This window comes from Georgenia sp. X1117 (assembly GCF_057784635.1).
In genome coordinates this window covers 1,626,165-1,641,770 of sequence record NZ_CM173492.1, presented here as the reverse complement: position 1 = coordinate 1,641,770, position 15,606 = coordinate 1,626,165, and the positions used below count along the sequence as shown (strand labels likewise).

The window sequence follows — 15,606 nt, the reverse complement described above, 5'->3', positions numbered from 1 at the left end:
GATCGCAGCATGACCACCTGGGAGTACGCCACCGTTCCACTGCTCATCCACGCCACCAAGGCGATCCTCGACCAGTGGGGGGCCGACGGGTGGGAGCTCGTCCAGGTCGTCCCCGGCCCCGAGGGCTCGTCCAACCTGGTCGCGTACCTCAAGCGCCCCACGGACGCCTGATGGGCGCCGAGGACCGGCTGGGCGAGCTCGGCCTCACCCTCCCTGCGGTGGCGACCCCGGTCGCCGCCTACGTCCCCGCGGTGCGCACCGGGCTGTACGTGCAGACCTCGGGCCAGCTGCCCGTCGTCGACGGCACGCCGACCCACCTCGGGCTCGTCGGCGACGAGGTCACCCCCGAGCAGGCCTACGACGCCGCCCGCACGGCCACCCTCAACGCGCTGGCCGCCGTCCGCTCCCTCACGGGATCGCTGGACGCGGTCGCGCGCGTCGTCAAGGTGACGGGTTTCGTCGCCTCGGCGGCCGGCTTCACCGGTCAGCCGCAGGTCGTCAACGGCGCCTCGGACCTCCTGGGGGAGATCTTCGGCGACGCCGGACGGCACGCCCGTGCGGCCGTCGGCGTCGCCGTGCTCCCGCTCGGTGTCCCCGTGGAGGTGGAGATCACCGTCGAGGTGACGGGCTGAGGACGGGGCCCCTCAGCGGGCCCGGCGCCGCAGGCGCTCGATGTCCAGCAGCAGGACGGCGCGGCCCTCGAGCCGGATCCAGCCGCGCGAGACGAAGTCGGCCAGCGACTTGTTGACCGTCTCCCGCGAGGCGCCGACCAGCTGCGCCAGCTCCTCCTGGGTGAGGTCGTGGGGCACGTGCACGCCCTCGGAGGTCGACTCCCCGAACCGGTCGGCCAGGTCGAGCAGCGCCTTGGCCACGCGGCCGGGCACGTCGGAGAACACGAGGTCCCCGAGCGCGGTGTTCGTGCGCCGCAGCCGCTGGGCCAGCGAGCGGAGCAGCCGCTTGCCCAGGCCGGGGCGCGTGTCGATGTACTCCATGAGGTCGCGGTGCTCGAGCACGAGCATCTTCGTCGGTGCGACGGCGGTCGCCGTCGTCGAGCGCGGACCCGGGTCGAACAGGGTGAGCTCGCCGAGCAGCTCGCCCGGGCCGAGCACGGCCAGCAGGTTCTCCCGGCCGTCCGCGGAGCGGTGGCCGACCTTCACCTTCCCGTCGACGAGGATGTAGAGGCGGTCGCCCGGCTCTCCCTCGCGGAACAGGATCTCGCCGCGGCGCAGCTTGATCTGCCCCATGACCTGCAGCAGGGCGGAGCGGTCGGCCTCCTCCAGGTCCTCGAACAGCGGGACCGAGTCGATGACGTCACCATCCACGGCGATTCTCCTTCTTCTCAGACAGCAGTACCTCGGGGCACCTCCGCCCCATCCTGCCATCCCCTTGTGACCCAAGGCACCTGGCCTCGCCGGAACGTACGATCGGGTCGTGGAGCGGGGACCTGCGAGGACGGTACGGGATTCCGTGGGCACCGCGCGCGGCCGTGCGCTGGACGCCCGGCTGCAGGAGGCCTACCCGGACGCCCGCTGCGCCCTGGACCACCGCGACGCCTTCGAGCTGCTCGTGGCCACCGTGCTCTCCGCCCAGACCACCGACGAGCGGGTCAACACGATCACACCCGAGCTCTTCGACCGCTGGCCCGACCCGGCCGCGCTGGCGGCCGCCGACCCGGACGAGGTCCGCGCCGTCGTGCGGCCGCTGGGTTTCCAGGAGCGCCGCGCCGGCCAGCTCGTCGGCCTGGCCGCCGCCCTCGTGCGCGACCACGACGGCGCGGTCCCCGGCGAGCGGGAGGCCCTCGTCGCCCTGCCCGGCGTCGGCCGCAAGACCGCGCACGTCGTCCTGGGCAACGCCTTCGGCGTCCCGGCGATCACCGTCGACACCCACGTCGGCCGGCTCGCCCGGCGGCTCGGGCTGACCCGGGCGACCAGCCCGACCGCCGTCGAGCGGGACCTGGCCCGCGAGCTGCCCGAGCGGGACTGGACCTTCGCCTGCCACCGGCTCATCGCCCACGGCCGCGCCGTGTGCACCGCGCGGGCGCCGGCCTGCCAGGCATGCCCGGTCGGCGACCTCTGCCCGCGGGTCGGCGTCGCCTGACCGAACGTCAGCAAGCCGGTCCGCGCCCGGCCGGACCTCGCCAAGCTGGTCCTCGCCCGGGTGGATATCGCCAGGCCGGTCCGCGCCCGGCCGGACCTCGCCAAGCTGGTCCTCGCCCGGGCGGACCTCGCCAAACCCGGCCTCGCCCGGGCGGGCCCCGGCCCGCCCGGGCCGAGCCTCCGGGCTACTCCTGCGCCATCCCCTTGGTGATCTGCTCCATCACGGTGGAGTCCGCGAGCGTGGTCACGTCACCGGCGTCGCGCCCCTCGGCGACGTCGCGCAGCAGGCGCCGCATGATCTTGCCCGACCGGGTCTTGGGCAGCTCGGCGACCACGTGCACAGTCCGCGGCCGGGCGATCGGACCGATCTCCTTGGCGACGTGCGCACGCAGCTCGGCGACGACGTCGGCGCCCTCGCCCTCCTCGTCGGCCAGGTGGACCGCCTCGGCCCGCAGGATGACGAAGGCGACGACCGCCTGACCGGTGGTGTCGTCGCTCGCGCCGACCACGGCCGCCTCCGCGACCTTGGGGTGGGAGACGAGGGAGGACTCGATCTCGGTGGTCGACAGCCGGTGGCCGGACACGTTCATCACGTCGTCGACCCGGCCGAGCAGCCAGATGTCGCCGTCGTCGTCCTTGCGTGCCCCGTCGCCGGCGAAGTACCGGCCCGGGAACCGCGACCAGTAGGTGTCGACGAACCGCTGCTCGTCGCCCCAGATGCCGCGGGTCATCGACGGCCACGGCTCGGTGAGCACGAGGTAGCCGCCCTGCCCGTTCGCGACCGGCTCGCCGGAGTCGTCGAGCACCTCGGCGCTGATCCCGGGCAGGGGCTTCGTCGCCGAGCCCGGCTGGGTCGAGGTGAGGCCCGGCAGCGGGGAGATCATGATGGCGCCGGTCTCGGTCTGCCACCAGGTGTCGGCGATCGGCGTGCGCTCACCGCCGATGACCCGGCGGTACCACATCCACGCCTCGGGGTTGATCGACTCCCCGACGCTGCCCAGCACCCGCAGGCTCGACAGGTCGAAGCCGGCGGGCACGTCCTCGCCCCACTTCATGCAGGTGCGGATCGCGGTCGGCGAGGTGTAGAGGATGGTCACGCCGTAGCGCTCGACGATCTCCCACCAGCGGCCCTGGTGCGGGCTGTCGGGGGTGCCCTCGTACATCACCTGGGTGACGCCGTCGGCCAGCGGTCCGTACACGACGTACGAGTGGCCGGTGACCCAGCCGACGTCGGCGGTGCACCAGAAGACGTCCTGCCCGGGTTTGTGGTCGAAGACGTGGTGGAAGGTGAACTGGGACTGGGTGAGGTAGCCGCCGGTGGTGTGCACGATGCCCTTGGGCTTCCCCGTGGTCCCCGAGGTGTAGAGCAGGAAGAGGGGGTGCTCGGCCTCGACGGCGACCGGCTCGTGCGTGGCGGGCGCGGCGGCCAGCGCCTCCTCCCAGTGCACGTCGCGGCCCTCGGTCCAGTCGGTGTCCTGGCCCGTGCGGCGCACGACGAGGACGTGCTCGACGTTCGTTCCGCCCTTGGCCAGGGCGTCGTCGACGGCGCGCTTGAGGGGGAGCTGCTTGCCGCGCCGCCACCCGCCGTCGGCGGTGATGACCAGGCGAGCGTCGCCGTCGATGATGCGCGAGTGCAGGGCGTCGGCGGAGAAGCCGCCGAAGACCACCGAGTGCACCGCGCCGATGCGGGCGCAGGCGAGCATCGCCACGACCGCCTCGGGGATCATCGGCAGGTAGATCGCCACGCGGTCGCCGGTGGTGACCCCGTGCGCCTCCAGGGCGCCGGCGGCCCGGGAGACCTGCTCGAGCAGCTCGGCGTAGGTGAGGTCGTAGCGGTCCCCGGGCTCGCCCTCGAAGTGGATCGCCACCCGGTCGCCGTGGCCGGCCGCGACGTGGCGGTCGACGGCGTTCTCGCAGGCGTTGAGGGTGCCGTCGGCGAACCAGCGGGCCACCGGGGCGCCGGACCAGTCCAGCGCCTGCGTGGGCTCGGTGCGCCAGGTGAGCAGCTCGCGAGTCTGGTCCAGCCAGAACTGCTCCCGGTCGGCGGCCGCACGCTCGTAGAGCTCGGGACCGGCGTTCGCCTGCGCCGTGAACGCCGGGTCCGGCGGGAAGGTGCGGGTCTCCGTGAGCAGGTTGTCCACGCCGCCGGACAGGTCGTCAGTCGTCATGTTCGGGCCCCTTCGCCGTCACGGGCCCTGGCGGGCCCACCGGATCACGTCCGGTCCCGAGCCTAGCCCCGTGACCTGGTGGCGTGCCGCTCCTCTGCCTGGAAGACCCCCTCCGCACGGCCGCCGCGGCGGGCCCCGGGGACCGTGATCGCGACGGCGAGCAGGGCCACGCCGTAGAGCAGCAGCCGGCCCGCGGTGCCGTCGGAGACGAGGTGGTTGGCCACGTTCTCGCCGACGGCGTCCACGCCCGACAGGTCGGCCAGGCCGTCCAGTACCGGGTTGACCAGGTCGGAGGTCGGACCGGGCAGGGCGACCCAGGCCACGCCCGCGACGGTCGCCAGGACGCCCCACAGCCAGGCGCCGATCGAGCTGGCGCGCACGATGAGGATGAACAGGGCGGCGATCACCACGCCCGCGGCGAGCTCGACGACGTGGGCGACCTCGACCTGGCCGGTCACCCAGGAGGTGTTCTCGCCGTTGGTCAGGCGGGCACCGGCGTCGGAGACGAGGTACCAGGCCACCGGCGCGAGCACGATCGAGGCGAGCAGCACCCACACGTGGGTGCCGACGCCGCGGCTCGGCGGCGCGTCCTGCGGGGCGGTGGTGCGCCACGTGTCCGGCAGCGTGGAGTCGTCCGCCGAGCCGGTCGCGTCCGTCGAGCCGGTCGCGGCGGAACCGGCGGCGCGCTCCTCGGGGGAGTGCCCCCGGCGGGCGGCGGCACCCGCCGGCAGGGCGGTGGTCGCGCCGTCGGTGGTGGTGCCGGACGTGGTGCCGGTCGGGGTCGACCCGTCCGCGGTGCGTGCGGCGACGGTGGGGTCGGCGGAGTCGGGCGAGGCGGCGGCGTCGGCGCTGGCCCCGCGCGAGACGGCGTCGCGGGAGGCGACGAACAGCGGCGTCCAGCTCTCGTCGTCGTCGCCGGGCTCGGACGCCGCGGTGGTGTCCTCGTCGGCGGGCTCCTCGTCGGTCACCTGGTGGGCGGCGGCCTCGTCGTCGGCCTGCTCCGCGACGGTCTGCTCGTCGTCGGCGGGCCTGTCCGTCGCCGCCGTCGCGGCGGTGTCCCGCTCGGCAAGGTCCTGGGCGGCCGCGTCCGGCTCGGCCGGGTCGACGGTGAACTCCCGCGTCGGCTCGCCGCGCTCCGCCGCGGCGAACTGCTCCTCCCAGGAGGCGGTGTCGAGCTCGTCGGGCGCGGGCGTGGGGGCGGCGGTGGGCTCGGCGGAGGACTCGGCCGCTGCGTCGGTGGCGGGCTCGTCCGCGCGAGCGGTGTCCGGCTGCGCGACGCTCGCGCCGGCCCCGGTCGCCCCGGCCGGCACCTGGGTCTCGCGCGTGTCCTCGACGTGGGGTGTGTCCTCGGCGGCAGTCGGGTCGTCGACGTCGGACCGCTCCGCGGCGAAGCCCTGCTCCTCGACCTCGGTCTGCTCACCGACGGCGGGCTGCTCAGCGGTGACGCTCTGCTCACCGGTCTCGGCCGGCGTCCCCTCGACGTCGGCCGAATCGTCGGCCTCGGCGTCGGACTGCTCCTGGGCGCCGGTCGAGGCCATGCGCTCGGGCGAGGACGTGGGCAGCAGCGCGCGCCGACGCAGCGCCGCGAGCTCGTCGTCGGCGGCCGTGCGCGACCCGTCGCGGGTCGGGTTGTCCGTCACCGTGGGTGCCTCCTCGATGTGTCCTGCCCCCGGCAGGACGGCGCCCTACCGGCTGCGGCCACGCTACGGCCGCGCGGCGTGGGCCCGGCGGAGGCGCCCCGGCGCGTTGCCGGGGTCACACGCGGCGAGGCCGGTCACATGCCGCCACGCCGGTCACATCCCATGGTGCCGGGGTCACCCCCCGCCACGCCGGTCGCGCCTCGCCGGGCGGTCACCGGGCCGGGCGACCTGGGCGATGGCCATCTCGGTGCGCTCGTAGCGCTTCCCGGACCGCCTGGCCCAGTGGGCGCCCGACGTGCCGTGCCACAGGCCCACGCCGAGCACGAGCAGCGTCCCGTCGGCGAACGCGCTCGAGGACTGGCCCGGGTCGAGGGCCACCGCGTCCGGTCCGGTCCCCAGCAGCGTGGTGTGCAGGAGGCACACGGCCACCAGCAGCCCGCCGGCCACCTGCCCGCCGATCGAGGAGACGCCGGCGGTCACCGCGCACAGCGCCAGCAGCAGGCCGCCGAGCAGCAGCCACGAGCTCCAGCCGTCACCGTCCGGCAGTCCGGGGGAGGCCAGGGCGAGGAACCACGTGCCCGCCGCCCCCAGGGTCAGCGCGGGCGCCGTCGCGAGGACGTGGTCGCCGCGCCGGGAGCGCTCGTGGCCGGTGACCGCCTCGGCGCGCTCGTCCGAGCGGCCGTTGCGCCGGGCCAGCGAGGTCCCCACCGCCACGCCCGCCAGCACGACGACCATCACCGCCGCCGTGCCCTGCTCCGCGAGGAGGTGCAGCCCGTCGAAGGCCCGCTCGAAGGGGGCAGCCACCTCGGCCGCTCCCAGCCGCTGAGCCGTCAGGGCCACGACCAGCCAGCCGCCCAGGGCGTAGAGCCACGTCGTCAGCGAGGAGAAGACCGCCGTCGCCCAGCCGATCAGCCAGCTGAGCACCGATCCGGCCAGGGTGAGCGCCAGCAGCGCGGCCACCGGGCCGAGCGCCTCGCCGGTGCCCGAGGCGGCGACCACCCGGTGCGAGGCCCACGGCAGCACCGCGAGCACGCCGAGCGTCCCGGGCACCAGCAGCAGCGCGAAGAACACCGCCCAGGCGTGCTGCGGCAGGCGCGTGCGCCGGCGGTAGCGCCGGCGGGGCCGCGGGGCCGGCCGGGCGCGTACGGCTGGGGCGCCGTCGTCGGGCTCGTCCGCACTGGCGGCGGATCCCGGGGACGGGGTGATCGCCGACGGCGTCGACATCGGGCAGGGCCTCCCACTTCTCCGCCCGCGGGTCGGGCACGACCGCCCCAGGGTAGTCACGCGCCCAGGCCGCCCACCTACGCTGACCGGGATGGACCTGCCCACCGCCCTGACCGCCCTCGGCGACCGCCCCCGGGTGCGCGCCGCGGCGGGCAGCATCGACGCACCGGTGGCCGAGCTGCGCTGGCACCCCGCCCTGCGGCGCCGCTGGCGGGAGGCCCGCGCCGAGGCGGCCCTGCGCTCGGCGCGGGCCTCCGCCGAGCTCGAGGGCGTCCGGCTCGACGGGCCCTGGCGCGCCGACCTGCTCGAGGGCACGGCCGGCGACCCGGCGCACCGCACCGCCGCGGGCGTGTGGCGCGCGCAGGTCCACCTCACCTCGCTCATGCCCGCCCTCGCCGGCCGGGGCCGACCCGTCGTGCCGGCCGCCGCCGAGCTGGTCGCCGGCCTGCACCGCGACCTCGTGGCGCCGCTGCTGGGGTCCGACGGCGGGCTCGACCAGGACGACGTCGCCCGGCCGCGCACCACCGACCCCCGCGACACCCCGGCCGGGCTGGCGGTGCCCCGGGCCGAGGAGGTGCCGGCCCGCCTCGACGTCGTCCTGGCGGTCGTCGACGCCGAGCGGGCGCCCGCCCTCGTGCGCACCGCCGTCGCCCACGCCGAGCTCGCCCTGGTGCGACCCTTCGTCGCCGCCAACGGCCCGCTGGCCCGCGCCGTCGCGCGTCACCTGGCCGTGCGCAGCGGGCTGGACCCGACCGGCGTCGCCCTGCCCGACGAGGCCGCCGCCCGGCGGCCGCTCGACTACCGGGAGGCGCTGCTCGGGTACGCGAGCGGCGACGCCGAGGGCGTGCTCGCCTGGATCGAGGCGCAGGCGACCTGGCTGGCCGAGGGGGCCCGCCTCGGGGCGGACCTGGCCCGCACGGTGCTGGCCGGCACCCCCGGGGACTGAGGCCACGCCGGATAGCGAGCCCCCGGCGACTGCGCCCCGACCCGGTCCCACAGCCCCGGCGCCCCTCCGTCCGTCCACAGGTCGGCCACGGCACGGGCTCCGCCTGCGGCACGGTCCAAGGGCGCGGCACCGTGCCGCGGGGATGGGAGAGGTCATGTCCGGGGCAGTGGTGGCGGTACGGGGCGCCGAGGAGGGGTCGGCCGGGACGCGGACGGTCCGCCGGCTCGGCGAGCTGGGCGGGGTGCGGGTGAGCGAGGACGTGCAGGGCGCGGCCCTGGTCCTCGACGACGTCGGCGGCGGGGCGCTGACCGTGGTGGCCGGGCCGGGCGTCGGCACCCGGCTGGAGGTCCCGCGTGACGAGGAGCGGCTGCTGGACCTCATGCTCGGCGCCGTCCCCGCCCGCGCGACCCGCGTCGGCCTGCTCGCCGCCCACGGCGGCGCCGGGGCCACGGTGCTCGCCGTCGCGCTCGCCCTGGTGCCCGTGCGCGACGGGCGGCCCACCACGCTGGTCGACCTCGACCCGGCCGGCGGCGTCGTCGAGCTGGTCACCGGCATCGAGCGGGACCCGGGCACCCGCTGGGCCGACCTGCGCCGGCAGGAGGGCAGCCTGCTGCCCGAGCGGCTGACCACCTCCCTGCCGGCCTACTCCCACGTGCGGGTCCTCGGCGGTGACCTGCGCGGCGGCGTCGACGCCGCGGAACCTGCGGCGGCGCGGGCCGTGCGCGCCGTCAGCCGCGCCGCGCAGGTCGTCGTCCTCGACCTCCCGCGCGCCGTCCTGGCCGAGGAGACGGGCGGGAGTCTGCTCAGCGAGCTCGACCACCTCGTGCTCGTCGCGGAGGCGGGGCTGCGCGGCGGGGCGGCCGCGGCGAGCGCCGCCCGCATGCTGACCGCCGACGGGCCGGCGGGACCCGAGCTCTCCCTGGTCGTGCGGCGGCGCAGCGGAGAGGACGTCCTGGCTACCGACGTCGCCGAGGCCGCCGGCCTGCCGCTGCGGGCCGTGGTGCGCCACGCGCGCGGGCTCGACGCCGGGGTCGAGCACGGCGTGGTGCCCGGCGCCCGGCGCGGCCCGCTGCGCAGCGCCGCCGAGGAGCTCGCCGGGGCGCTGGGGATCGCGTCGTGACCGCGGGCACCGACGCGATCTCGGTGCGCAGCGCCGTGGCCGGGGGAGCCAGCGTCGGCGAGGCCCTCGGGGCGGGCACGCGCGCCGCCCTGGGCTCGGGCACCCTGCTGCGCCTCGAGCACGACCTACGGGCCGAGCTGCTCGGCGCCGGGACCCTGCTGGCGCCGCTGCTGGCCGCGCCGGAGGTCACCGACGTCCTCGTCAACGGGCCCACCGGGGTGTGGGTGGACCGCGGGGCCGGGCTCGTCCCCGTGCCCGACCCGCGCCGCGTGCTCGGCGACGAGGCCGCCGTGCGGGGCCTGGCCACGCGCCTGGCCGCCGCCTGCGGACGCCGGCTCGACGACGCCGCCCCGGTCGTGGACGGCACCCTGCCGGACGGGACCCGGCTGCACGCCGTGCTGCCGCCGCTGGCCGCCGACGGGACGACCATCTCCATGCGCACCTTCCGGTCCCGGACCCTCACGGTCGACGAGCTCGTCGGGCTCGGCTCGGTGCCCGCGGCGCTCGCCCCCGTGCTGGCCGCCCTGGTCACCCGGCGTGCGAACGTCGTCCTGTCCGGCGCCACGGGGACGGGCAAGACGACGATGCTCGCCGCCCTGCTCTCCCTGGCCGACCCGGCCGAGCGGATCGTCTGCCTGGAGGACTCCGTCGAGCTGCGCCCCGCGCACCCGCACGTCGTCCACCTCCAGGTGCGCCGGCCCAACGTCCAGCAGGCCGGCGAGGTCACGCTCGCCGACCTCGTGCGCGCGGCCATGCGCATGCGCCCCGACCGGATCGTGCTGGGGGAGTGTCGCGGCGCCGAGGTGCGCGACGTGCTCGGCGCGCTCAACACCGGGCACGAGGGCGGCTGGGCCACCCTGCACGCCAACTCCGCCCGCGACGTCCCCGCCCGGCTCGTCGCCCTCGCCGCCCTGGCCGGGATGGACGAGCCCACGCTCGCCGCCCAGGCCGCCGCCGGCATCGACGCCGTCGTGCACCTGAGAAGGGTCGGCGGACGGCGGCACGTGGCCGAGATCGGCGTCCTGCGCCGCGAGGGCGGCCGGCTGACCTGCGCGCCCGCGCTCACCGCGGCGCCGGACGGCACAGTGAGCGCCGGGCCCGAGCTCGACCGGCTCGCCCGGCGCCTGGGCGAGGACGTCGTGCACGGGGCGCCGACGCGGCCCCCAGGCCGACGGGCGGCACCGTGACCGGCTCCGTGATGCTCACCGGGCTGCTCGTCGCGCTCGCGCTGCTCACGCTCGCCCCGCCCCCGCGGCGCGTGCGCCGACCGGCCCGCCGCAGCGACGGGCGCCGGCCCCGGCGTGGTCCCCGCAGGCGCCCGCGGGCACGCGAGCTGGACCCCGGGCTGCTCGTCTCCGAGGTCGCCATGCGGCTGCGCGCCGGCGCCGAGCCGACCCGCGCCTGGACCCAGACCCTGCACCGTGAGGGGCTGCAGGGCCCCGACGGCCCGGGACTGGACGGGTCCGGGGTGCCGGTCGCGCTGCTCACGCTCGCCGACCGCCTCGGCGCGGGGCGTGGCCGCCGGGGCGGACGGGATCGGCAGAGGCACCCCGCCGGGGCGGGTGGCCCAGGTGGTCCAGGTGGTCCGGGTAGCTCGGGCGGAACGGGTGACCGCGGCGGTGCGAGCGGTCCAGGCAGCCCGGGCGGCCCCGGCGGCGCGGGGCACCGGTCGGGCGAGGAGGAGCCGGGCCGCGCCCCGCGCCTGGGCGACCGCGCGCAGCGGGCGGCCACCCGCGGGGCGCTCGCCGGCGTCGTCGTGGCCTGCCGGGTGACGCACGCGACCGGGGCGCCGCTGGCCGAGATCCTCGACCGCTCCGCCGGTGGCATCGCCGAGTCCGCACGCGCGGCCGGGGCACGAACCGTGGCCCTGGCCGGCCCCCGGGCCACCGGCCGCCTGCTGGGCTGGCTGCCGGTGGTCGGGCTCGTGCTCGGCGCCGCGGTCGGTGCCGACCCGCTCGAGGTCCTGCTCGACGGCGGGCCGGGCACCGCCCTGCTGGCCGTGGGGCTCGTCCTGCTGGCCGTGGGCTGGTGGTGGGTGCTGCGCGAGGAGCGGCGCGCGGAGACGGAGCAGGCATGACCGGCCAGCTCGTGGCGCTGGCGCTGCTCGGCGCCCTGCCCTGGCTGCTGTCCCGACCCCTTCCCGCGGACCCCGCTCCCGAGGGACCACGGCTGCCGGGGCTGCGCCTGGACCCCGCCGTCCTGCTCGACCTGTGCGGGGCGGCGCTCGCCGCGGGCGGCTCGGTGCCCGGCGTGCTCGGCGCGCTGGGGGACGCCCTGGCCGAGGTCGGCGACGGGCGCACCGCCCGGTCCCTGTCCACGGCCGGGGAGCTCCTGCTGCTCGGCGCCTCCTGGCAGGAGGCCTGGCAGGGTGCGCCACCGGACGCGCGGGTGCTCGCGGACTGCCTCGAGCCCGCCTGGCGGGACGGGGCCGACCCGGCCCCGCTGCTCCAGATGCGTGCCGCCTCCGTGCGGGCACGCCGCTCCCGCGCCGCGGAGGAGGCCGCCGCCCGGCTCGGCGTGCGGCTCGTCCTGCCGCTGGGCCTGTGCTTCCTGCCCGCGTTCGTCGTGCTGGGCATCGTCCCGGTCGTGCTCGGGGCCGGCCTCGACCTCCTCGGTCGCTGATCCACAGGTGCGCCGCCCGCACCGCCGCGCACAGGTCGGCTCCCCTCGCCCGCGGGCACCGGCCCCCGATCGGCACCGTGGTGATCGCGAGCCCGGCAACCGGCCGGGCGCAGTCCGGGCGAGGGCCCGGGGGAGGAAGTCGGAATGCACACGATGGTCGGGGCGGCGCACCGCCTCACGCAGCAGGTCCGGTCTCGGCACGCGCAGGTGGCGGCCGACCCGGAGGCAGGGATGGCGACGGCGGAGTACGCCATCGGGACGGTGGCGGCCGCAGGGCTGGCCGCCGCCCTCATCACCATCCTCAACGGGGACTCCGTGATCGGCATGGTCACGGGCCTCATCACGCGGGCGCTCGGGGTCTGATGCTCCAGCGCGCACAGCCGGGGGCCGGGCGTCATGCCCGGCCCCCGGCCGCGCCCGCGGGGCGCCCAGCGTCGGACGAGCGGGGGATGGTGACGGCCGAGCTGGCGATCGTGCTGCCGGCCGTGGGCCTGGTCCTGATGCTCGTCCTGTCGGCGATCGCCACCGGCGTCGCCCACATCCGCGCCACCGACGCCGCCCAGGCCGGCGCCCGGGCCGCGGCGGCCGGGGAGAGCCACGATGTCGTCCTCGCCCACGCGCAGCAGCTCGCCCCCGACGACGCGGGGATCACCGTCAGCCAGGCCGACGGCCTGGTGGTGGTCACCGTCGTCGCCCCCTGGCCCGGGCCGTTGGCCGTGGCCGGCGGTCAGGTCGAGGCCAGTGCCGGCGCCGTGCCCGAGGACGAGCTGGTCGGGCCGGTGGCGCCGTGAGCACCCGGCGGCCCCTCGACCGGGAGGCGGGGGCCTCGACCGTGCTGGTGGCCGGGGTGCTGGGCGCGATGCTCGCCGCGCTCGTCCTGGCGCTCGCGCTGGCCCAGGTCCAGCTCGCCCGCCAGGACGCGCAGGGGGCGGCCGACCTCGGCTCCCTGGCCGCGGCCGGGGCGCTGCAGCGGGACGCCTCGCCCGCGCAGGCCTGCGCGGCGGCCGAGCGGGTGGTGCGCGCCAACGGGGCGCGCACCGGGTCCTGCGCGGTCGAGGGGGAGGAGGTCGTCGTGCGGGCCACCGTCGAGGTCGGCCTCGGCGCCCTGGGCACGCACGAGGCGGCGGCGAGCGCCCGGGCGGGGCCCACGGGCTGAGGATCGCGGTCCCGCGCGACTACGGGGTCGTCGCGCCCGCCGCCTCGGCGAGGACGGTGAGCAGCCGGACCGCGCCGTCCTTGTCCAGGGGGGAGTTGCCGTTGCCGCACTTGGGCGACTGCACGCACCGCGGGCAGCCGGTGGTGCACGGGCACGAGCGCACCTGCTCGAGCGTGGCCCGCACCCACTGCCCGGCGACGTCGAAGCCGCGCCGGGCGAAGCCCGCACCGCCGGGGAAGCCGTCGTGCACGACGACGGTGGGCAGGCCCGTCTGGTCGTGCACCTCGGTGGACAGTCCGCCGATGTCCCAGCGGTCGCACGTGGCCAGCAGCGGCAGCAGGCCGATGGAGGCGTGCTCGGCCGCGTGGAGCGCCCCGCCGAGCCGGCCGTCGGCCACGCCCGCCCGCTCCAGCGACTCCGCGCCCAGCGTCCACCAGGTCCCCACCGTGCGGAAGCGGCGCTCGGGCATCTCCAGCTGCTCGACGCCGATCTGCCGCTGGTCGGGCACCCGGTAGCGGACGTAGGAGTCGACCTGCTCGGTGATCTCGACCTCGCCGGTCACCCAGCGCACGTCGCCGTGGGTGACCACGTCGTCCTCGGACAGGAACCGCACGCTCGAGCTGCTCCGCGCCCTGGTCCGGTACGGCAGGTGGGAGCCGTCGGAGACGATCGCGACGTCGTCGGAGCGGTCGTCGACGAGCAGGACCCGACCCTGGTGGACGTAGACGGCGCCGGGGTGGACGACGGTGTCGGCACGCGCCGCGTCGACGGTGCCCAGCACCGACCCGGTGGTCGCCTCGACGATCTGCACCTCGCGCTCGGTCGAGCCGCGCAGCGAGGTGAGGTCTTGCGGGCGCACGTCGTTGGCGACGTCCCAGAACCAGCCCGAGGGGCGCCGCCGCAGCAGGCCGAGCCCGGAGACCAGGTGCTCGAGCAGGGCCCGGCCGCGCTCGTCGTCGATCCCGAACAGGTCCAGGTCCGCCTCGGTCAGCGGCAGCTCGGCCGCCGCCGCGCACAGGTGCGGGGCCAGCACGTGGGGGTTGGTCGGGTCGAAGACGGTGGCCTCGACCGGTTCGCCGACCACCGACTCGGGGTGGTGGACGAGGAAGGCGTCCAGCGGGTCGGCCGAGGCCACGAGGACCGCGACGCCGTCCGCGCCGGCCCGGCCCGCCCGACCGGCCTGCTGCCACATCGAGGCGCGCGAGCCCGGCCACCCGCACATGAGCACGGCGTCCAGCCCGGAGACGTCGATGCCCAGCTCGAGGGCGTTGGTTGTGGCCATCGCCAGGATCTCCCCCGAGCGCAGCAGCGCCTCGAGCTCGCGACGCTCCTCGGGCAGGTAGCCGCCCCGGTAGGCGCGCACGGTCCCGGCCAGGGCCGGGGCGACGTGGGCGAGGTGGCTGCGGGCCGACTCCGCGAGCGCCTCCACGCCGCGGCGCGACCGGACGAAGGCCAGGGTGCGGGCGCCGGCGGGGACGAGGTCGGCGACCAGGTCGGCGCACTCCGCGAGCGCGGAGCGACGCTGGACGTCGTCCTCGTCGGCCCCCTCGTTGCCGTCGGGTGCCTCGACGACGCCCTCCTCGGCCGCGACGGCCTCCTCCGGAACGGCCCACGGGTCCTCGGCCGACCCGCCGGCCGGCGCCGACCAGGGGTCGACGGTGGGGCTGCCGGACCCGCCGGCCCCACCGGACCCGGCGGTGTCGCCCGACCGGCCCTCCGACGGCGATCCTCCCCACCGGTCGGCGGGTGCGGGCTGCCACAGGGCGAGGTAGCGGTCCCCGGCGGGCGAGGCGTCGTCGTCGACGACGACCACCTCCTTGGGCGACGCGCCGACCATGCGGGCGGCGGCCGGGCCGGGGTCGGCGCTCGTGGCCGACAGCAGGGCGACCGCAGGGTCGGCGCCGAGGTGGCGGGCCACCCGCAGGAGCCGGCGCACCACGAGCGAGACGTGGGCGCCGAGCACCCCGCGGTAGGCGTGGGTCTCGTCGATCACCAGGACCGTCAGGCCGCGCAGCACCCGTTCCCACCGGCGGCGGTAGGGGAGGACGGAGTAGTGCACGAAGTCGGGGTTGGTGAGCACGACGTCGGCGTGCTCGCGCGCCCAGTCGCGCTCGGCGTCGGGGGTGTCGCCGTCGCACGTGGCCACCCGCACCGAGGACAGGCCCGCCGCCGTCAGCAGGGTGCCCAGTGCGCCGGCCTGGTCGTGGGCGAGCGCCTTGGTCGGGGCGAGGTAGAGGGCGGTGGGCCGCCGGGTGTGCCGGGCGATCGACCCCGCGTCGGGCCCGACGGCGGCCAGCGCCCCGGCCCGCACGGCGGACAGGACCGGCAGCCACACCGCCATCGACTTGCCCGAGCCCGTCCCGGTGGCCACGGCCGTGTGCCGGCCGGCGTGGACGGCCTCGGCGGCCTCGGCCTGATGGACCCACGGCTCGTCCACGCCCAGGCGTCGGTAGCCGGCCACGACGTCGGGATCGGCCCAGGCCGGCCAGGGCGCGGTGCGGGCCGGTCGGGCGGGCAGGTGCTCGAGGTGGACCAGGCGATCGTCCTCGGCGCCCACGCGCCGCAGGAGGTCGACGAGGTCACGTGTCACCGCGCCATTGTGCGCCGAGACGCGGGCGCTCCCGCCCTCACGCG

16 protein-coding genes are annotated in these 15,606 nt (G+C 77.4%); 11 read left to right on the top strand and 5 right to left on the bottom strand.

Features of this window, described 5'->3' with window-relative positions; genetic code table 11:
- Positions 1-9 precede the first annotated feature (9 nt).
- Both sp36 and AC3D3D_RS07510 read left to right on the top strand, forming a co-directional pair.
- Positions 10-171 (top strand): Sp36 family protein, encoded by a 162-nt coding sequence (gene sp36, locus AC3D3D_RS07515; RefSeq protein ID WP_463662721.1) that lies wholly within the window; start codon positions 10-12, stop codon positions 169-171.
- The gene (locus AC3D3D_RS07510; RefSeq protein ID WP_463662722.1) at positions 171-632 is read left to right on the top strand and encodes a RidA family protein; all 462 of its coding nucleotides are present in this window, start codon (positions 171-173) and stop codon (positions 630-632) included. The genes sp36 and AC3D3D_RS07510 overlap by 1 nt, the downstream gene beginning before the upstream one ends.
- Positions 633-644: 12 nt before the next feature.
- Here the strand turns inward: AC3D3D_RS07510 and AC3D3D_RS07505 are convergent, their stop codons facing one another.
- Entirely contained in the window at positions 645-1,322 is a 678-nt protein-coding gene (locus tag AC3D3D_RS07505) for a Crp/Fnr family transcriptional regulator (protein WP_463662723.1), read from the bottom strand.
- A 145-nt stretch (positions 1,323-1,467) separates the two neighbouring features.
- Here AC3D3D_RS07505 and nth point away from each other — a divergent pair, with 145 nt between their 5' ends.
- Positions 1,468-2,097 carry an endonuclease III gene (nth, locus tag AC3D3D_RS07500; protein ID WP_463662724.1) on the top strand — a complete coding sequence of 210 codons (630 nt, stop codon included), beginning with the start codon at positions 1,468-1,470 and terminating at the stop codon, positions 2,095-2,097.
- Positions 2,098-2,281: 184 nt separating this feature from the next.
- On the opposite strand, the gene acs is transcribed toward nth, so the two are convergent.
- From acs to AC3D3D_RS07485, 3 genes are all read right to left on the bottom strand, one after another.
- Complete coding sequence (gene acs / locus AC3D3D_RS07495; protein WP_463662725.1) at positions 2,282-4,264, bottom strand: acetate--CoA ligase; 1,983 nt, start codon at positions 4,262-4,264, stop codon at positions 2,282-2,284.
- A gap of 62 nt (positions 4,265-4,326) precedes the next feature.
- Positions 4,327-5,904, bottom strand: coding sequence for a hypothetical protein (locus tag AC3D3D_RS07490; RefSeq protein WP_463662726.1), 1,578 nt, complete (start codon positions 5,902-5,904; stop codon positions 4,327-4,329).
- Positions 5,905-6,078: 174 nt separating this feature from the next.
- Complete coding sequence (locus tag AC3D3D_RS07485; RefSeq protein WP_463662727.1) at positions 6,079-7,128, bottom strand: hypothetical protein; 1,050 nt, start codon at positions 7,126-7,128, stop codon at positions 6,079-6,081.
- 91 nt (positions 7,129-7,219) lie between these two features.
- Between AC3D3D_RS07485 and AC3D3D_RS07480 the strand changes: the two genes are divergently transcribed.
- From AC3D3D_RS07480 to AC3D3D_RS07445, 8 genes are all read left to right on the top strand, one after another.
- Positions 7,220-8,074, top strand: a complete 855-nt coding sequence (locus AC3D3D_RS07480) for a Fic family protein (RefSeq protein ID WP_463662728.1) — start codon at positions 7,220-7,222, stop codon at positions 8,072-8,074.
- 154 nt (positions 8,075-8,228) lie between these two features.
- A complete protein-coding gene (locus tag AC3D3D_RS07475) occupies positions 8,229-9,194 on the top strand; it encodes a CpaE-like family protein (RefSeq protein ID WP_463662729.1) in 966 nt (321 codons plus the stop codon).
- Complete coding sequence (locus tag AC3D3D_RS07470) at positions 9,191-10,381, top strand: TadA family conjugal transfer-associated ATPase (RefSeq protein WP_463662730.1); 1,191 nt, start codon at positions 9,191-9,193, stop codon at positions 10,379-10,381. Before AC3D3D_RS07475 ends, AC3D3D_RS07470 begins: the two co-directional genes overlap by 4 nt.
- Entirely contained in the window at positions 10,378-11,271 is an 894-nt protein-coding gene (locus AC3D3D_RS07465) for a type II secretion system F family protein (protein ID WP_463662731.1), read from the top strand. Before AC3D3D_RS07470 ends, AC3D3D_RS07465 begins: the two co-directional genes overlap by 4 nt.
- Positions 11,268-11,816, top strand: a complete 549-nt coding sequence (locus AC3D3D_RS07460; protein WP_463662732.1) for a type II secretion system F family protein — start codon at positions 11,268-11,270, stop codon at positions 11,814-11,816. Before AC3D3D_RS07465 ends, AC3D3D_RS07460 begins: the two co-directional genes overlap by 4 nt.
- A gap of 144 nt (positions 11,817-11,960) precedes the next feature.
- Positions 11,961-12,179, top strand: a complete 219-nt coding sequence (locus AC3D3D_RS07455) for a DUF4244 domain-containing protein (RefSeq protein ID WP_463662733.1) — start codon at positions 11,961-11,963, stop codon at positions 12,177-12,179.
- Positions 12,180-12,265: 86 nt separating this feature from the next.
- Positions 12,266-12,607: a TadE family type IV pilus minor pilin gene (locus AC3D3D_RS07450; RefSeq protein ID WP_463662734.1), complete on the top strand. Its 342-nt coding sequence runs from the start codon at positions 12,266-12,268 to the stop codon at positions 12,605-12,607.
- The gene (locus tag AC3D3D_RS07445) at positions 12,604-12,972 is read left to right on the top strand and encodes an Rv3654c family TadE-like protein (RefSeq protein ID WP_463662735.1); all 369 of its coding nucleotides are present in this window, start codon (positions 12,604-12,606) and stop codon (positions 12,970-12,972) included. Before AC3D3D_RS07450 ends, AC3D3D_RS07445 begins: the two co-directional genes overlap by 4 nt.
- Positions 12,973-12,991: 19 nt before the next feature.
- On the opposite strand, the gene AC3D3D_RS07440 is transcribed toward AC3D3D_RS07445, so the two are convergent.
- The gene (locus AC3D3D_RS07440) at positions 12,992-15,562 is read right to left on the bottom strand and encodes a DEAD/DEAH box helicase (protein WP_463662736.1); all 2,571 of its coding nucleotides are present in this window, start codon (positions 15,560-15,562) and stop codon (positions 12,992-12,994) included.
- Positions 15,563-15,606: the final 44 nt, after the last annotated feature.